Here is a 15,477-nt window from a genome sequence, read left to right as displayed (position 1 = left end):
GCAAGGCTGGGGACAGACGCCTTGATTCGCTTCGCTCTACTTTGGTGTGCGGCATTCGGCTAACGCGCAATTGTCGCGATTGAGATCATCTCACCGCCGGAGAGAACACGGCAGTGGTGAGCGTCGGTTTAAATGCGATTAGCATCACATTTAGCACGATTCATTTTGTTGTTTTCTAATGATGCTGCTTAAGTAACTTTTATGTCATGCAAAGAGTCATCGACGCAATGTTTATCGATGGCTGGATTATTTGCCGATTATGTCTATGGGTTTGTACCGGGAAGCACGGCAGTATTTTGCGAAGCCGCAATACGCCACACGCCGTCGCGGCGTTGATAGACGTGTTTCATGCGGGTCAGCAACAAGCCCGGCGACGTGGCCACCGCACCTGGCGGCAATGCGCGGAACTGGGTCACGCGGATGTCGGTGTCGACGATAGCGACATCCGGACCGAGGAACAGGATTCGTCGCACCGTGCTTTCGAAGTGGCTGCCCTTGAAGGGACCCGCCAGGACAGCGGCGTGGCGTTCGCGGATGGCGGTGGGGTTGGGCATGATGCCGCCGAGGATATTGATCAGCTCGCCCTGGGGCCAATACTCATCCGCCCACATCTTCGCATCGGCGGTATTCCACGCCTGCGCAAGGCGGTCGAGCGATTGCCGGAGGGGTTTCTCGGCCGGCTCATCCGCGTAGCTGGGCGAAGCGATGGTCAAAAACAGCGCGCTTGCTGCAATGAAGGATAGGAAATACCTGCTTGTCATGATTGGTCTCCCGCAAAACCCATTGAATGACGCAGATGATGTGTCGGCGGGAGATAGCGGCACCGGCTGCTGCTATCCCCCGCCGCGTCTGACTATAGTCCGAAGCGGCTACCGACCGCCGTGGCGCAGCCCGTCGTCAACAGGTTGCCGGCGGGATCGAAGAATTCGATCTCGGCCTTGGGCGTGGTGAACTTGTTCTGGCCAGGTCCCATGTCGATGACCTGGGTAATCGTCTGGGTTTTCACCAGCGCGCCGTCCATCGTGATAAACGCCATGGTTACGGCGCTGTACTCGCCTTTATGCCGGCCGCGGCTCCAGGCGCCGTGGCCTGGGCCGCGTATCGCCGGGAAGAACATGGAGTTGGCCGTGGTCTCGGTCACCGTTCCGCCGTCTGCAAAGGTAAGCAGCGAGTAGAACGGGGCGCCGACCGGCGCCCCGGTTGCACAGTTGCGCAGGGTTATCTGCACTTTCCACGTCCCTGCCAGGTCGCCTGAGTCGCCCCTGTCATCCGAGTCGTGGGCTACAGCGCCCGTGGCACAGGCGAGGGCAAGAACGCCGACGAGTGCCAGCGCCGCGGGTATGGCTGGATATTTCGCGATCATGATTTTTCTCCGATGAGTGAATTCGTCGGGCGCGAAACGAATGTTCGTGCCCGATCCCGTTAGTCACGCCTTTGCTGCGAGAACCCACCCTTTGCCGATTCATCCACGGCGCTACTCGCCCAGGCTCCGTGCCGTTACGCGACCCAGGTGCCTTTATGGCACTCTAGTGCCACGAACACTAGTGCTAGAATTTGGCCATGTCAATATCCAAATCGAATGATTTTGCGGCAGCCGGGCTACGCAAAGGCCGCTCAAACCAGAAACTGCGTACGCGACGCGTCCTGCTTGAAACTGCCGCGGCCATGATCGCCAAGGGGCAGCGCCCTACCGTCACGGAAGTGGCCGATGCCGCGGAAGTTTCGCGGCGCACGGCCTACCGCTATTTCCCTACGCAAGTGAAGTTGATGACCGAGGCGTCCCTGGAAGGCCTGCGGCCCTCTATGGAATCAGCGCTCGATGCCGCACCCTCGGGCACGACCACGGGCGCAATCGAAGCGCGCGTGGATGCATTGGTGGAGCAGATGCAGCGCCTGGCGCTGGCCAACGAGCCTCTATTGCGCACAATGATCCATGAAACCGTGCTGCATTCGCCCAGTGACACGCAGCCGCCGCGAGGCACGCGTCGGATTGAGTGGATCGAGTCGGCCATCGGGCCCTTGCGCGCACGCCTGGGACCGGCCGGCTATGCACGCCTGGTGTCGGCATTGGCACTGACTACCGGTATCGAAGCGCTGCTGGTGCTTCGCGACATCCGCGGCCTGTCGGCCGCGCAAGCAGTGCAAGTCAGTCACTGGATGGCGCGGGCCTTGCTCAAACAGAGCCTTGCCGATCGCCAGGCCGGGCAGCGACGGGCACGGCAGAAGCGGCGCGACGCTGAGGATTCATAGCTGGTTTCCGGCCCGCACCGCTGGCCCGCAGCCGACGGTTCAAGGGATCCCCGTACCACCGGGCGACCAGCCACGCAATGAACGCTGACGCCACGAAGAACACCGCCAGCATCGGCAACTTCCGTCCGGCACTCATATCAGCCCTCGGTAGGATCTCTTGCATCAGCCCAAGCACCACGATGTGAAACAGGTACAGTTCGTAGCTATGTGAGCCCAGCCAGGCCAATGGGCCACCGGCGCGCCTGGCCAGGGTGCCTGCCGGCAGCCCTGACACCATGACCAGGAAGACAGCCGCGGCGACACCCAATTGAGTCGCCCCGAAGGCCTCGTTGCCGCCAATGCCGCGCATGTAAACCCATCCCATGGCGACCAGCGAGAGCCAAGCCAGCAGCCGGCGATGGCCATTGCCCAACTCGACCGACCGTGCTGCCACCGCGGCCGCACAGCCATAGACAAGCATGTCGACGCAGGCCAGGTTTCCGTACATGAAGAATAGTTCGTCGCTGCGATAGAGCCACCTGTAGGCCGGTCCCACGACGAGCCCGAGGCAGCCAAGCACAAACAGTTGCCAGCGGCGCCGGGCGATCACCAGCACCAGGGGATAGACCAGGTAGAACACTTCCTCTACCGACAACGACCAGTAGATGTTCATCGCATAGTTGAAATAGCCCACGCTCTCCATCAGGACGTTGTGCCAGAAAGTCAGCACGGAGAGATTGGCCACCAGGAAAAACCCGTTACCCAGGGCCTTCCCATGGACGCTGTTTGAAAAGTTCGGCAAGCCGGCAAGGCCGAGCACCGTAATGACAACCAGCGCAAGCACCACGGATGGGTAGAGGCGAAACAGCCGCAGCTTGTAGAAATGGACAACCTCCGTGCCGGCGAGCGACCCGTAACGGCGCAGGATATTCGTCGTGATGAGAAACCCGGAGATCACGAAGAACACCGAGACGCCGTAGTTGCCGTTGAAGAAGATCGTGCGCAGCGTTTGCACGCCGATCCACTCGTTCAGCGGACTCAAGTGCAATCGATAGGCAAGGGAGTAATGCAGAAGCATGACCAGCACGATCGATATCCCTCGAAGGATGTCGATGTGGAGGTTTCGTTTGTCGATCATCCCCGCCCCTTCCCTGGTGCCAGTGGGCACGCTCCATCCACAGATTCTTGCCCACCCGGGAGGTGGCGTAAACCGGCGCCATGCAGGAAACCTTCGGCGCAGCCTAGGGATGCTGCATCACAGCACAAGAAGACCGTGAAATCTCTAAGGCCTTGAGTCAACTCGGAGACATGCCTCGTCCCCAGGCATCGCATCGCAGCACAAATAGGCCAAAACATGAATGACTTGTTATTTCTTTGTGTACGAACGCCTGGATATTCCTCACGGTCAACATGCACTTTTGCCTTGAGACGGCCACATACACGCCGTTAACTTGATGCGTGTCGCAAAAATCGACGCCGTCGCTTTAAGGCATCCGATGCGACGTCTATGCTGAAACCCTCCATCGATCTTTGTCCCCCAGGTCGATGTGGCGAAGGACATCGTGTATTCCACGAATGGCGTCCGCACAGGCATTGTCATTGCCCGTCGCATAAAAAGACGTCCGCCTCATGTGACTAAAAAAACGCATCCGCGGATGCGGCATGTGCCTGCGTGTTGCGAGGGCGCAAGACGGCGGCTGCGCGAAGCGCATGGAATCTCCATAAAACACGCTTTTTCCTTAGCTTCCCTACCCATTCATCATCGATACGATATAAACGTCTAGACGTCCATTCATTTCCAGGAAACATGCTGCCGCATGACGACGAAGATTGATCAGGCTCATGATGACGACACCATCGATCTCAATGCGTTGCTCGGCACGTTGCTCGACCACAAGTGGCTGATCGTCGCCATCACCGGGACGTTCTTCGTGGCCGGCCTGCTGTACACGTTGCTCGCCACGCCGATCTACCAGGCCACGGCGGTGGTGCAGGTTGAGCAAAAAACGCCAAGCCTGCCGGGGCTCACCGACCTCACCCAGTCGTTGGGAACCACCGCTTCGCAGGCGGTTACCGAGATCGCACTGATCACCTCGCGCCTGGTGATCGGACAAGCGGTGGGCGACCTTCGCCTGGACATCCAGACACAGCCCTGGCGCTTGCCCTTGGTGGGCGATTACCTTTCGCGGGGCCACGACCCGGGCGACCTGGGCGCGCCCCGGTTTGGCCTTAGCCGATACGGCTGGGGTGGCGAGGTGCTGAACATCTTCAAGCTCGACCTGCCCGAAACCATGCTCGGCAACAAGCTGGAGCTGCGCACGGGAGAACACGGGCAGTTCAGCCTGTATGACGCCAACGGCAAGCTGATCCTCCAGGGCGCGGTCGGGGAAGTGGTGCATGGCCGGGGCGTGACGATGCAGATCAAGCGGCTCACGGCGAATCCGGGCACGCGCTTCGATGTCGTCGAGCAGACGCCGCTGACCACGATCGGCCACCTGCAGACAGACGTCGTGGCGCTGGAGCAAGGCACCGACTCGGGCATCCTCGGCCTGACCTACAACAATGCCGACCCCGTGCTTGCGCAGCAGGTACTTTCGCATATCACCACGGCCTACGTTCGCCAGAATGTCGAGCGCAACTCCGCCGAGGCCGCGAGCCAGTTGCAGTTCGTCAGGGAACAGTTGCCCAAGGTGCGCCAGGACCTGGACAAGGCACAGGACGCGATGAACAAGTTCCAGACCCAGACTCACTCGGTCGACCTCAGCATGCAGACCAAGGGCCTGCTTGACCAGATCGTGGCGGTGGAAACCAACCTGCAGCAGTTGCACCTGCAGGAAGCGGACATCGATCGGCGCTTTACCCACGATCATCCGGCCTACAAGGCGTTGCAGCAGCAGATGGGTCAGCTGCAGGCGCAAAAGGACCAGATGCAGAAGCAGGTGGGCAGCCTCCCCGACACCCAGCAGCAACTGCTCAAGATCAACCGCGACGTGCAGGTCACCAGCAACACCTACACCAGCCTCCTCAACCAGGCGCAGCAGCTGGATATCGCCCGCGCCGGCACCGTCGGCAATGTTCGCATCGTCGATACATCCGCCGTCGACAACACCCAGCCGGTACAGCCTCGAAAGATCCTGATCATCGTCATCGCCACCTTCCTGGGCGGTTTCGTGGCGCTGGCCTTCGTCTTCCTGAAGCAGATCCTCAACCGCGGCATCGAGGACCCCTCGATCATCGAGGACCTTGACCTGCCGGTCTACGCCTCGGTTCCCTTAAGTACCAGCCAGCATTCCCGTTCGTTCAACGGGCATCGCCACGGCCGCGGCCCCCTGCTTGCGATCACGGATCCCGCGGACCTTGCCGTGGAAGCCATCCGCAGCTTGCGCACGAGCCTGCATTTCGCCCGGCTCGAGGCAAAGAACAATGTGCTGATGATCACCGGCTCAAGCCCCAACGCCGGCAAGACCTTCATCTCGGCGAATCTTGCGGCGGTGATTGCGCAGGCAGGCCAGCGTGTGTTGCTGGTCGACGGCGACATGCGCCGCGGCACCTTGCATCACCTGTTGGGCATCAAGCCTCCGCAGGGCCTTTCGGACGTGCTGGTCGGCAGTGCGGAGCTTGGCGACGTGCTGCAGCAAGGCCCGTTGCCGAATGTCGATTTCATTGCCCGCGGAAGGGTGCCACCCAATCCGTCGGAGCTTCTGATGCATGAGAATTTCACCAGGTTCATCGCCAACGTGGTGGCGGCCTACGACCTCATCATCATCGATACCCCGCCGATCCTCGCCGTCACCGACGCCGCCGTGATCGGCCACCACGCAGGCACCAGCCTGCTGGTCGCCCGGTTTGGCCTGAACAAGGCGCGTGAACTGGCCCTGGCGAAACAACGCTTCGAACACAACGGAGTGGAACTGAAAGGGGCGATCTTCAACGCGGTAGAGCGCCGTTCGTCGGGCTATTCCACGTATGCCTACTACAAGTACAAGGCCGACCCGGCCTGAACCGCCTCCTTTGGCAAGGGGCACTGCATGAATCGAGCACCATGGCGCGCATCCTGATCGTCGGCAACCACACCTGCGGCAACCGCGGCGACTGCGCCATCCTGCGCGGCCTGCTGCAGTGCCTGGAGGACGTCTTGCCCGAAAGCCGGATCGACGTCACCAGCCGCTTTCCCACCAGCTCGCAATACCTGCTTGGCCGCGCGCTGCTGCCCGACGTGCTGAACGGCTATTACCAGGACGCAGGCAAACAACGCCTGGGCGCGGTGCGTTCGCTGCTGCTCAGGAGGCTGGTACCACGATTGCTGCACAGTCACCTGCGAAGACGCTGGTGGACCCGTTGGCTGAAACTGCCGCGGCATCACCGCCAATATATTGATTCCCTCAAGGAATACGACCTGGTGATCCAGGTGGGCGGTTCCTTTTTCGTGGATCTGTACGGTGCCACCCAGTACGACCAGGTCAGCTGCGCCCTGTTGGCAGAGCGGCCGACCTATCTGATCGGCCACAGCGTGGGTCCGTTCAACCATGCGTTCTTCCGCAAGGTATCGCAGGACGTGATGCAGCGGGTGAACGCGCTTGCCCTGCGTGAAGAAGTAAGCGCACACCACATGAACGCAAGCGCGATCCCGCAGGACAAGGTGCGCTGGACGTCCGACACGGCCTGGCTCGTACATCCGGGAACGCCCGTGGCTGTCGATACCGCGCAGCCGACCGTGGCGGTGACATTCCGTGAACTGGCGCCGTTCGACAAACGCCTTGGCGTGACCCAGGAGCAGTACGAAACCGCCTTCGCCGAACTCCTCGATGCGGTGATCGAGGCCGGCTACCGGGTCGCGGCATTTTCCACCTGCACGGCGATCGACGGTTACCCCAAGGACGATCGCATGATCGCGCTCAAGGTCGGGGCAAGGCTGCGCCACCCTGAAAGCTTCCATGTCGAGATGAACGAACTCAACGACATCGAGCTTGGGCTTAGGTTGGGAGCCTGCGTCCTGACCATCGGTACCCGCCTGCACAGCGCGATCATCTCGATGAACTTCGGCACGCCTTCGGTCGCCCTCAATTACGAACACAAGTCCGAGGGCATCATGAAAAGGCTCGGCGTGGACGACCTGGCCGTGCCGATACCCTCGTTGCTGGACGGCGGCTTGCGCCGCAAGGTCCTGGCCCTTCTTAAGGACGACACGCTGCGCGCCAGGGTGGCCGCGGCGGTGGCCCGCGAGAAAGCCTTCGCCCGGGAATCCCTGCTCGCCACGCTTGGTATCGGGCCATGAGCATGCCGATCCTCTTCGTCCTGCCCGAATTTCCCCGGTACTCCGAGACGTTCGTCATCGATCAGATCGTGGGCCTGCTCGACCGGGGCTTCGACGTGCGCATCCTGGCGATCAGCCGGGGCCCTTCGCCCACGGCGGGCGACATCGTGGCCACGCGCGGACTGATGGACCGCGCCACCTTCATCTTCGATCACTCGGCAAGCGGAGCGGCAAGCTGGCAGATCCTGCTGCGACGCCTGCGCCAAATACTGCCTGGCCTGCCCCAGGCCCGGGTGCGAAGGGCCTTGTCCATGCGGCGCTATGGCCATACCGCGAAAACCCTGGTGCTAGCCGGCGCGGTGCGGCGGTTGAGCCTGCCACTCAAGGCGGAGGCGATCATCGCGCACTTCGGGCCGACGGGTGTGTTGGCCGCGAACCTGCGCGCGTTGGGTTTGCTCGACGGCCCGCTCTTCACGGTGTTCCACGGTTACGATCTGTCCCGGCACAGCGTGCTGGCGCGGCACGGCGGCGACTACCAGCGCCTGTTCTCAAGCGGCGAACGCATGCTCCCCATCAGTACGCTCTGGGAGAAAAAGCTCCAGGCGTTGGGATGCGAACCTGGAAAGATCCAGGTGCACCGGATGGGCGTGGACCTGGACAGTTTCCGTTTCCAGCCGCCGAAGGACGCGGCCTTATCCAGTGGCCGGCCGTTACGGGTGGTCTGCGTGGCGCGCCTGGTCGAAAAGAAAGGCGTGATTTATCTGTGCCAGGCCGTGGGCGAACTGGCGCAGCGGCAGATCCCGGTGGAGCTTGAGGTCATCGGCGACGGGCCGCTGCAACAGGAACTGGAACGTTTCGTTGCAAGGCAAGACCTGGGCCAGAAAATTACCATCCGTGGGCGGCGCGACAAGGCATACGTGCAGGCAGCGCTCGGTCGCGCCGATGTATTTGCCCTGCCCAGCGTCACGGCGGCCGATGGCGACCAGGAGGGTATCCCCGTGTCGTTGATGGAGGCCATGGCAAGCGGCGTGCCTTGCCTGTCCACCGTGCACAGCGGCATTCCCGAGTTGATCGACGACGGTCGATCCGGCTGGCTGGTGCCCGAACGCGACGCCACTGCCTTGGCCGACACACTGGCCCGCATCCAGCGTGGCGACTTCGACCTGCCTGCGATCGCGCGATGCGCGCGTGCCACGGTGGAAACGCATTTCAACCAGAGCCGGTTGCACGACCAGCTCGCCGCCCAGCTGACCTAGGACGATATCGCCGATGATCTCCGCCAGACGCGATGCCTTCTGGACTGCCGGGTCGGCCATGTTGAGCGCGGCCAGCCAGCTACTGCAGATTTCCGTACTCGCCCACCATGTCGATGCCCATTTGCTCGGTGCGCTGGCGATCGTCAACGTGGTCAACGCGATCGCCATGCTATTGCAGGACATGGGCCTGAGCAGCTACCTGGTCCATCGACAGAACATCAGCCGCCCGGAGCGCACGTCGCTGTTCATGATCAGCGCGGGGCTGGGCCTTGTTTCAGCGCTGGTGCTGTTCGGCATCTCCTACGGTGTTGGCTACTTCTATGGCTCGGATGTGCTGGGTCAGCTGCTGCGGCTGTCCACCATCAATTTCGTGCTGCTGGGGCTGGCGGCGCAATACCAGGCCAGCCTGATCAAGTCGTTCCAGCTGCCCAGGCTCGCGCGCATCGAGGTGATCGGCCGGCTATCGGGCCTGGCTACGCTGCTGGTGCTGGTTTTCGCCTACGGCGCTTCGATCGAGGCGGCGGTGTACGCGATGATCGTCAACAGCCTGGTTCGCCTTGTCTGCTTCGTCGCCGTTGCCGAGCGCGACTGGCACCCTGGCCGTGGCTTCGACCGCGGCATCATCCGGCAGGCGCTTAGCTACGGTGCCTTCCAGCTTGGCTCACAGGTGCTCAACCAGCTGCGCAGCCAGGCCGACCAGATCATCCTGGGAAAATTCCTGGGGTTGGCGTCGCTCGGCGTTTATTCCCTGGCCAAGGAACTGGTGCTTCAGCCGACCAAGCTGATCATGCCGGTGGTACAGCGGCTCGCGCTGCCCAGGCTTGCCATGCGGCAGCACGACCGGGAAGCGATGCGCCATATCTACCTGACCGGCCTGCGCGCGGTGTCGATCTTCAGTGCCAGCGTGTTCATCATGCTGGCCGTGTTCGCGCCGCCGGCGGTGACGATCCTTTATGGCCATCGCTACACCGGCGTATCGGAACTCATCCCATTGATGCTGCTGTTCGGCATGCTGCGTCCGCTTGGCTCGCTGATCGGCGCGCTGAGCCAGAGCCTGGGCCGCTCGGACATCGAGTTCGGATGGAACGTAAGGATCTGCGGCATCACCTTGCTGGTGAGTGTGGCCGGCGCATGGTCGCGCTCGCTCGAGGTCATGGCGGTGGCGTTGGCGGCCAGCCAGGTCCTGGCCACGGTGCTGTCGTACTACTTCTTTTCCTCCAAGATCATCACCCTCACTGCGCGCGAATTCTTCAGCTCATGGGCGGTGGAGAGCTTCGCACCCTATGCCTTCCTGATGCTGGCCGTCGCGCTGTATCCGGCTGACGACTGGAAGGCGAGCGTGGTGCGCCTGGTGCTGGTAACGCCACCGCTGCTCTGGGTGATCTGGCGTGGCCGGCATGTATTCGTCAAACAGCAAGCGAACCCGGTGGCTGCTTGAGATGAATGCGCCGTCGAAACCGCTAGTGAGTGTCTATATTCCTACCCGCAACCGGTCAGCGCTGCTGCGCCGGGCGGTCGACTCGGTGTTGGCGCAGGACTATCCCGAGATCGAGGTGCTGATCTGCGACGAGGCCTCCACTGACGATACCTCGGACGTCGTGGCCGGCTACATCGGCCGCTATCCCGGCAAGTTCACTTACTTACGCAACGAGACACCCCAGGGAGCCTGCCGTGCCCGGAATCGCTGTATCGAGCACGCCGTGGGCACCTATGTCACCGGGCTCGACGACGACGACCTGTTCCACCCACAGCGAATCAGCTGCCTGGTGGACATCTATCGCCGCCACTCGCCATCGTTTGCCTGCAGCCGCTTCAAGTACTTCCAGGCGCCTGCCCAGATCGCATCGCTGCTCGAACGACGATACGGCGACGCAGAGCTTGGCAGGGTCGATACCCTCACCATGCCCGCCCTGTTGTACGCGAACCTCGCCGGCAACCAAGTGCTGACCGAGCTGTCGCGGATGCGCGAGCTTGGCGGTTTCGACGAATCGATGCCATCGTGGCAGGACTACGACATGTGGGTGCGCCTGGTTCATCGCTACGGCACGGCCGTGCGTACGCGTCCGATGCTTTCCTTCGTCGACGACGATCGTTCACGCGCACGGATCCGCAACTCGAGCAAGCGCGCCGAGGGGAGCGATCGTTTCATTGCCAAGCACGCAGGGCTGATGACCACCGACCAGCAGCGCAACCACCGGAACATCCAGTACGTGATGAACCGGCAGAGGCCGCCGTTGCGCGAGATTGCCCGCAACATATCGTTCGGCGGCTACAAATCGACGGTGAAAGTGCTGCTGCATAAACTCTTCGGCGTGGCGATCGGCTGATGGTGACCTCATGTTGATCAACAGGACACGCGCCGCCGCCATCACGCTGATGGCCATGATCTTCGTGCAGATACCGCTGACGCACAGCACCGCCAGCAAGTCGCACATCAACGTCTATCACATCCTGTTGCTGTTGATGCCGATGCTTTATCTCCCGGCACTGCGTTACCTGAAGTTCAGCCCGGCGACTGCGTTCCTCGGCGTGATGGTGATGACGTCGCTGGCGGCTGCCGCCACCTACGGCGGAGGCCTTCGCTCCACCCTTATTGTGTTCGCCGCGACGTCGTATTTCCTGGGCGTGGTGTTCGGGCGAAAGTTGCATGACGTGGAACTGCGCAAGATCTTCATCTGGATGCTCGGCTGCTGCATCGTCTTTCTGGTCGTTCGCGATGCCATCTACGCGGGCCAGCTTGGCGCGGTTTATGCGCGCAGCGAAACCGCGTCGAGCATCCTGTACATGTCCACGGGCGGACGCAACATCGAGGCCAGCCTGCTGGCATTGCTCTCGATCCTCCTGCTCGGCACCCGTGTCTATCCGATCGCGGCCTTCATCGCCCTGATGACCAGCGCCACCATGCTTTCCCGCGCGGGCCTGGTGGGTGTGGCGATATCGATCGGCATCGCCGCCTATCGCACGCGCAAGACGCGCTTCTACTACCTGTACTCCTTCCTGGCGATGGCGATGGTGGTGCTGGTGGTCGGGATGGTGTTGTCGTCGGTGATCGACATCCCGGTACTGGACCGTTTCAACCTCCAGGCCGAGACGAACCTGGAACACAAGAATGTCGGCCGGCTCGCCTTGTGGACCAGTGCCGGCAGCGCATTGAAGCAGAACATCTTCGGCTATGGCGTTGGAAACGGCGTGCCACTGATGGAACAGATCTCCGGGATCACCTTCGTCGAGAACAACGTCCACGACATCTACCTGCAATTCCTTCTCGAGGGCGGCATCCAGTCGCTGCTGCTGTTCCTGGTGGTGGCCGCACATATCGTACTCAGCCCCGCCGAAGGCCAGCAACGCAACATCAAGGCCTTCCTGGTGTGCTACCTGATGCTCGCCTTCATCGAGTTCAGCGGCTACGAGGCGTACTTCTGGTTTTTTGTCGGGATGTTCTATGCGCGCAACGACATGCGTCTGACCCAGCTGAAGCTCGATGCCGCCGAGAGGGCAAAGATAAGAAGGAACAAGTTCCGGAAGTTGCCGGCACCTTCGCCAATTCAGGACCCTGTCCATGCTTGACGACTTCCGTGCCGATGTCCGCCGCCTTAAATCCCTCCCCGGCTTCCACGGCATGGTCTGGTGGATGCTGGACCAGTCGTTCTGGGTGATCTTCAGCTACCGCTTGATCGCCACCAGCCGCGGCACCTGGCTGCACGCACCGCTGCGCGTTCTGGAGAAAATCGCCGAATTCGTCTTCAAGTGCTACCTGCCCACCACGGCCTCGATCGGCCCGGGGCTGGTGATCTACCACGCCTTCGGCGTGATCGTGAATGGCAAGACCACGATCGGTGCCAATTGCACGCTGTACGCCCGCGTCTGCATCGGCAATCGCTGGCCCGGCGACGGCACGCCGGTGATCGGCGACAACGTCACCATCGGCACTGGCGCCTGCATCTTCGGCCCGGTGGTGATCCCCGACAACACCGTGGTGAAGGCCAATGAGGTCATTACCCCGTCCTCGCTGCGAGACAGCGCCCAACCCCCTGGAGACCCGTCATGAGTGCGGCAGACGTGAGGTTGTCGATCATCATCATTACCTGGAACGAGCGGGAGAACCTCGAGCGCTGCCTGCTTTCGTTGATGGACAAGGTCGATTTCGCCCGCGACGAGGTGATCGTGGTCGACAACGGCTCGCACGACGGCAGCGCCGAATTCGTCGCCACCCTGCCGCAGGTCCGGTATTTCCCTCTGGAGCGTAATTTCGGCGTGGGTCCGGCGCGCAACCGCGGCCTGTTCCTGTCGCGTGGCAAATACTGCATGACGCTGGACAACGACACCATCTTCCTGACCCAGGACCCGGGCACGATCGTCGAGGACTTCTTCAAGGCCCATCCCGACGCCGGCGTGGTCGGCTTCCAGCTGCTCAACGTCGACCGCAGCCGGCAGGATTCCACCCGGCGCTTCCCGCGCTTCTACCAGCCGATCGCCGCGCGCATTGCGGTGAGCCGCAAGCTGGGCTTCGTGAAAAGGGAATTGGAACGCCACCTGATGCTCGACACGCCGTTCGACGACGGCAACGATCCGCTCGAGGTGGACTACGTGCTCGGTGCCAACCAGACCTTCACCAAGGATGTCGCCGCGCGGCTCATGGGCTATGACGAGCGGATCTTCTTCGGGCCGGAGGACGCCGAATTCTGCGTGCGCACGCACAAGCTTGGCCTGCGCAACTACTACTGCCAGCAGATTTCCATCGTGCACGACTATAAGCGGCGCACGCGCAAGTTCTCGAAGCTGGCCATCAAACATCTCGCCGGATTCGCCTACATGCTGAAGAAGCACGGGGGCGTCTATCGCTATTCATTGAGCGAACGGCGCTGAAGCGAGGAGGACCACCATGCATCGTCGAACCTTTATCGTCCAATCGATGTGGAGCCTGGGCGCCCTGGCGGCGCTGCCTTTGCGCTACGTCCAAGCCGCCACGACCGGCAAGCACTATTACCTGGACAGTGCCGCCGGTAACGACGCCCACGACGGAAGTAGCCAGGCGCAGGCCTGGCGAAGCCTCGACAGGCTCAACAAGGCTACGTTCGGCCCGGGCGACCAGATTCTCTTCAAACGCGGCGGCGACTATCCGGGCATGTTCCAACCGAAGGGCTCAGGCGCCGTGGGTGCACCGGTCGTGGTCGATGCCTACGGCAGCGGCGCCCTGCCTCACCTGCATGCCGATGGCCGCGGCCCGTCCACGGTACGCCTGCAGAATGTCGAGTACTGGACGCTGCGCAACCTTGAGATTTCCAACCAGGGGCCGCAACCCGGGCCGCGGCGCACTGGTGTCCATCTGTTCCACCAGGACTTCGGCATTGCCCACGGCATCTTGCTGCAAGGCTTGCATATCCATGATGTGAACGGCGTGGCGATCAAGCAGCAGGGCGGCGGCAGCGCGATCCTGGTGGAGGCCTCGGGCAAGACCCGGCCCACGCGCTACCAGGGCCTGACCATCGCCGACAACACGATCGAACGCAGCCAGCGCGACGGCATCCTGTTCCTGGGCGCGGGCAACCGCACTGGAGGCCTTGCCTCGGGTGTCGTCGTGCGCGGCAATCGCATCAGCGAGGTTCCCGGCGACTGCATCCTGGTCAAGGGCTGCGACGGAGCGCAGGTTGAGCACAATATAGTGAGCCGCTGCGGGGCCTTGCCGCGAGGTGAAGCCGCCGCCGGCATCTGGCCGTTCGATTGCGACAACACCATGGTGCAGTACAACGAAGTAAGCGATCACAAAGCCTTTGCCGACGGCCAGGGCTACGATTCGGATTTCCGCTGCCGGAACACGGTGATCCAGTACAACTACAGCCACGACAACATCGGCGGCATGGCGCTGGTATGCAACGACGGCCGCAGCGGCGGCGACATCGGCAACACCGGCACCATCGTGCGCTTCAATGTGAGCATCAACGACGCCCTGCGCAAGACCGACAGCGCCTCGCTGCGCATCTCAGGGCCCGTGGACGGCAGCCAGATCTACAACAACATCATCATCATTCCCGAAAAGCCGCTGGCAGGCGCCCAGGTCACGGTGTTCAAGGCCACCAGCTGGAAAGGGGTTCCCAACAGCACCGCCATCCACGACAACATCGTAGTGTCACCGCAATCCCCCGGTGTCGACATGCAACTGGCCACGCATACCCAAATGGGAGAGAACCGCATCTACGCCAGCAACGACCAGGCACCTGCCGCTCGCGCCGACGCGCAAATGCTCGACCGCTTCAAGCAACACCGCCCTTCGCTTGCGCAAGTGAACGCCCTGGTGAAGGCCTGCTTCGCTGGCGGGAAGCCCGTGGCCAATGCCCTGGAGCTCATCGCCAAGGTGACTTAACGGGCGCTCTGTTCCGTGGCGTCGCGCGAGAGCCTTGCGCGCGAGGAGGAAGGCATCGGGGTGTCACTACGTCACTAAGTCCTCGTCGGGCTTCGCCCTCCTGCGGAAGCGTTCCGAAAACGACACCCCGACGCCTTCCCCCGGACGTGGCTGTGGGTTGTCGGGCGAGCGGAATCGGACTTCACCGCTAATGATAGACGGTCATTTCAAGCTGACGCCGCCCACAGCAAGAACGATTAGGGCCATGCGCCCAACCGCCTTGCTCTGCTCTCATCCACCTCATGGGGTCGGAGGGAGCGGTCGGGCGTCACCCCCGGGAACGATTCCGCAGGAGGGCAAAGCCCGACGAGGACTTAGTGACTGGGGGTGACGCCCGA

General features: G+C 62.2%; 13 protein-coding genes. 10 read left to right on the top strand and 3 right to left on the bottom strand.

Annotated elements, in window-relative coordinates; genetic code table 11:
• Nucleotides 1–263 precede the first annotated feature (263 nt).
• Together NDK18_RS00065 and NDK18_RS00060 are read right to left on the bottom strand one after the other, a co-directional pair.
• Entirely contained in the window at nt 264–761 is a 498-nt protein-coding gene (locus tag NDK18_RS00065; protein WP_250623124.1) for an SgcJ/EcaC family oxidoreductase, read from the bottom strand.
• Nucleotides 762–853: 92 nt separating this feature from the next.
• Complete coding sequence (locus NDK18_RS00060) at nt 854–1,363, bottom strand: hypothetical protein (protein WP_250623125.1); 510 nt, start codon at nt 1,361–1,363, stop codon at nt 854–856.
• Nucleotides 1,364–1,560: 197 nt separating this feature from the next.
• On the opposite strand from NDK18_RS00060, the gene NDK18_RS00055 reads away from it, so the two are divergent.
• Nucleotides 1,561–2,250: a TetR/AcrR family transcriptional regulator gene (locus NDK18_RS00055; RefSeq protein WP_250623126.1), complete on the top strand. Its 690-nt coding sequence runs from the start codon at nt 1,561–1,563 to the stop codon at nt 2,248–2,250.
• Here the strand turns inward: NDK18_RS00055 and NDK18_RS00050 are convergent.
• A complete protein-coding gene (locus NDK18_RS00050) occupies nt 2,174–3,367 on the bottom strand; it encodes an acyltransferase family protein (protein WP_250626701.1) in 1,194 nt (397 codons plus the stop codon). The genes NDK18_RS00055 and NDK18_RS00050 overlap by 77 nt on opposite strands.
• Before the next feature lie 679 nt (nt 3,368–4,046).
• On the opposite strand from NDK18_RS00050, the gene NDK18_RS00045 reads away from it, so the two are divergent.
• From NDK18_RS00045 to NDK18_RS00005, 9 genes are read left to right on the top strand one after another with little or no spacing between them, the layout of a single operon-like run.
• Entirely contained in the window at nt 4,047–6,230 is a 2,184-nt protein-coding gene (locus tag NDK18_RS00045; RefSeq protein ID WP_250623128.1) for a polysaccharide biosynthesis tyrosine autokinase, read from the top strand.
• Nucleotides 6,231–6,271: 41 nt separating this feature from the next.
• Nucleotides 6,272–7,504, top strand: a complete 1,233-nt coding sequence (gene wcaK, locus NDK18_RS00040) for a colanic acid biosynthesis pyruvyl transferase WcaK (RefSeq protein WP_250626700.1) — start codon at nt 6,272–6,274, stop codon at nt 7,502–7,504.
• Nucleotides 7,501–8,739: a glycosyltransferase gene (locus NDK18_RS00035; protein WP_250626699.1), complete on the top strand. Its 1,239-nt coding sequence runs from the start codon at nt 7,501–7,503 to the stop codon at nt 8,737–8,739. Before wcaK ends, NDK18_RS00035 begins: the two co-directional genes overlap by 4 nt.
• A gap of 13 nt (nt 8,740–8,752) precedes the next feature.
• Nucleotides 8,753–10,177 carry a lipopolysaccharide biosynthesis protein gene (locus tag NDK18_RS00030; RefSeq protein WP_250626698.1) on the top strand — a complete coding sequence of 475 codons (1,425 nt, stop codon included), beginning with the start codon at nt 8,753–8,755 and terminating at the stop codon, nt 10,175–10,177.
• 1 nt (nt 10,178) lies between these two features.
• Nucleotides 10,179–11,066 (top strand): glycosyltransferase, encoded by an 888-nt coding sequence (locus NDK18_RS00025; protein ID WP_250626697.1) that lies wholly within the window; start codon nt 10,179–10,181, stop codon nt 11,064–11,066.
• A gap of 10 nt (nt 11,067–11,076) precedes the next feature.
• Complete coding sequence (locus NDK18_RS00020) at nt 11,077–12,306, top strand: O-antigen ligase family protein (RefSeq protein WP_250626696.1); 1,230 nt, start codon at nt 11,077–11,079, stop codon at nt 12,304–12,306.
• Complete coding sequence (locus NDK18_RS00015; RefSeq protein WP_250626695.1) at nt 12,299–12,787, top strand: serine O-acetyltransferase; 489 nt, start codon at nt 12,299–12,301, stop codon at nt 12,785–12,787. The genes NDK18_RS00020 and NDK18_RS00015 overlap by 8 nt, the downstream gene beginning before the upstream one ends.
• Nucleotides 12,784–13,605 carry a glycosyltransferase family 2 protein gene (locus NDK18_RS00010; RefSeq protein WP_250626694.1) on the top strand — a complete coding sequence of 274 codons (822 nt, stop codon included), beginning with the start codon at nt 12,784–12,786 and terminating at the stop codon, nt 13,603–13,605. Before NDK18_RS00015 ends, NDK18_RS00010 begins: the two co-directional genes overlap by 4 nt.
• Nucleotides 13,606–13,621: 16 nt before the next feature.
• Entirely contained in the window at nt 13,622–15,100 is a 1,479-nt protein-coding gene (locus tag NDK18_RS00005) for a right-handed parallel beta-helix repeat-containing protein (protein ID WP_250626693.1), read from the top strand.
• Nucleotides 15,101–15,477 lie beyond the last annotated feature (377 nt).

The sequence above is a fragment of the Pinirhizobacter soli genome (assembly GCF_015905305.1).
Lineage (GTDB): Bacteria > Pseudomonadota > Gammaproteobacteria > Xanthomonadales > Rhodanobacteraceae > Pinirhizobacter > Pinirhizobacter soli.
This window is presented reverse-complemented; position numbering and strand designations above follow the sequence as displayed.

What these genes read in the sequence shown, in the direction of transcription:
- wcaK (WP_250626700.1), top strand. Translation starts at nt 6,272, where the DNA reads ATGGCGCGCATCCTGATCGTCGGCAACCACACCTGCGGCAACCGCGGC.
- NDK18_RS00010 (WP_250626694.1), top strand. Translation starts at nt 12,784, where the DNA reads ATGAGTGCGGCAGACGTGAGGTTGTCGATCATCATCATTACCTGGAAC.
- NDK18_RS00020 (WP_250626696.1), top strand. Translation starts at nt 11,077, where the DNA reads ATGTTGATCAACAGGACACGCGCCGCCGCCATCACGCTGATGGCCATG.
- NDK18_RS00050 (WP_250626701.1), bottom strand. Translation starts at nt 3,367, where the DNA reads ATGATCGACAAACGAAACCTCCACATCGACATCCTTCGAGGGATATCG.
- NDK18_RS00025 (WP_250626697.1), top strand. Translation starts at nt 10,179, where the DNA reads ATGAATGCGCCGTCGAAACCGCTAGTGAGTGTCTATATTCCTACCCGC.
- NDK18_RS00065 (WP_250623124.1), bottom strand. Translation starts at nt 761, where the DNA reads ATGACAAGCAGGTATTTCCTATCCTTCATTGCAGCAAGCGCGCTGTTT.
- NDK18_RS00015 (WP_250626695.1), top strand. Translation starts at nt 12,299, where the DNA reads ATGCTTGACGACTTCCGTGCCGATGTCCGCCGCCTTAAATCCCTCCCC.
- NDK18_RS00035 (WP_250626699.1), top strand. Translation starts at nt 7,501, where the DNA reads ATGAGCATGCCGATCCTCTTCGTCCTGCCCGAATTTCCCCGGTACTCC.
- NDK18_RS00030 (WP_250626698.1), top strand. Translation starts at nt 8,753, where the DNA reads ATGATCTCCGCCAGACGCGATGCCTTCTGGACTGCCGGGTCGGCCATG.
- NDK18_RS00045 (WP_250623128.1), top strand. Translation starts at nt 4,047, where the DNA reads ATGACGACGAAGATTGATCAGGCTCATGATGACGACACCATCGATCTC.
- NDK18_RS00060 (WP_250623125.1), bottom strand. Translation starts at nt 1,363, where the DNA reads ATGATCGCGAAATATCCAGCCATACCCGCGGCGCTGGCACTCGTCGGC.
- NDK18_RS00005 (WP_250626693.1), top strand. Translation starts at nt 13,622, where the DNA reads ATGCATCGTCGAACCTTTATCGTCCAATCGATGTGGAGCCTGGGCGCC.
- NDK18_RS00055 (WP_250623126.1), top strand. Translation starts at nt 1,561, where the DNA reads ATGTCAATATCCAAATCGAATGATTTTGCGGCAGCCGGGCTACGCAAA.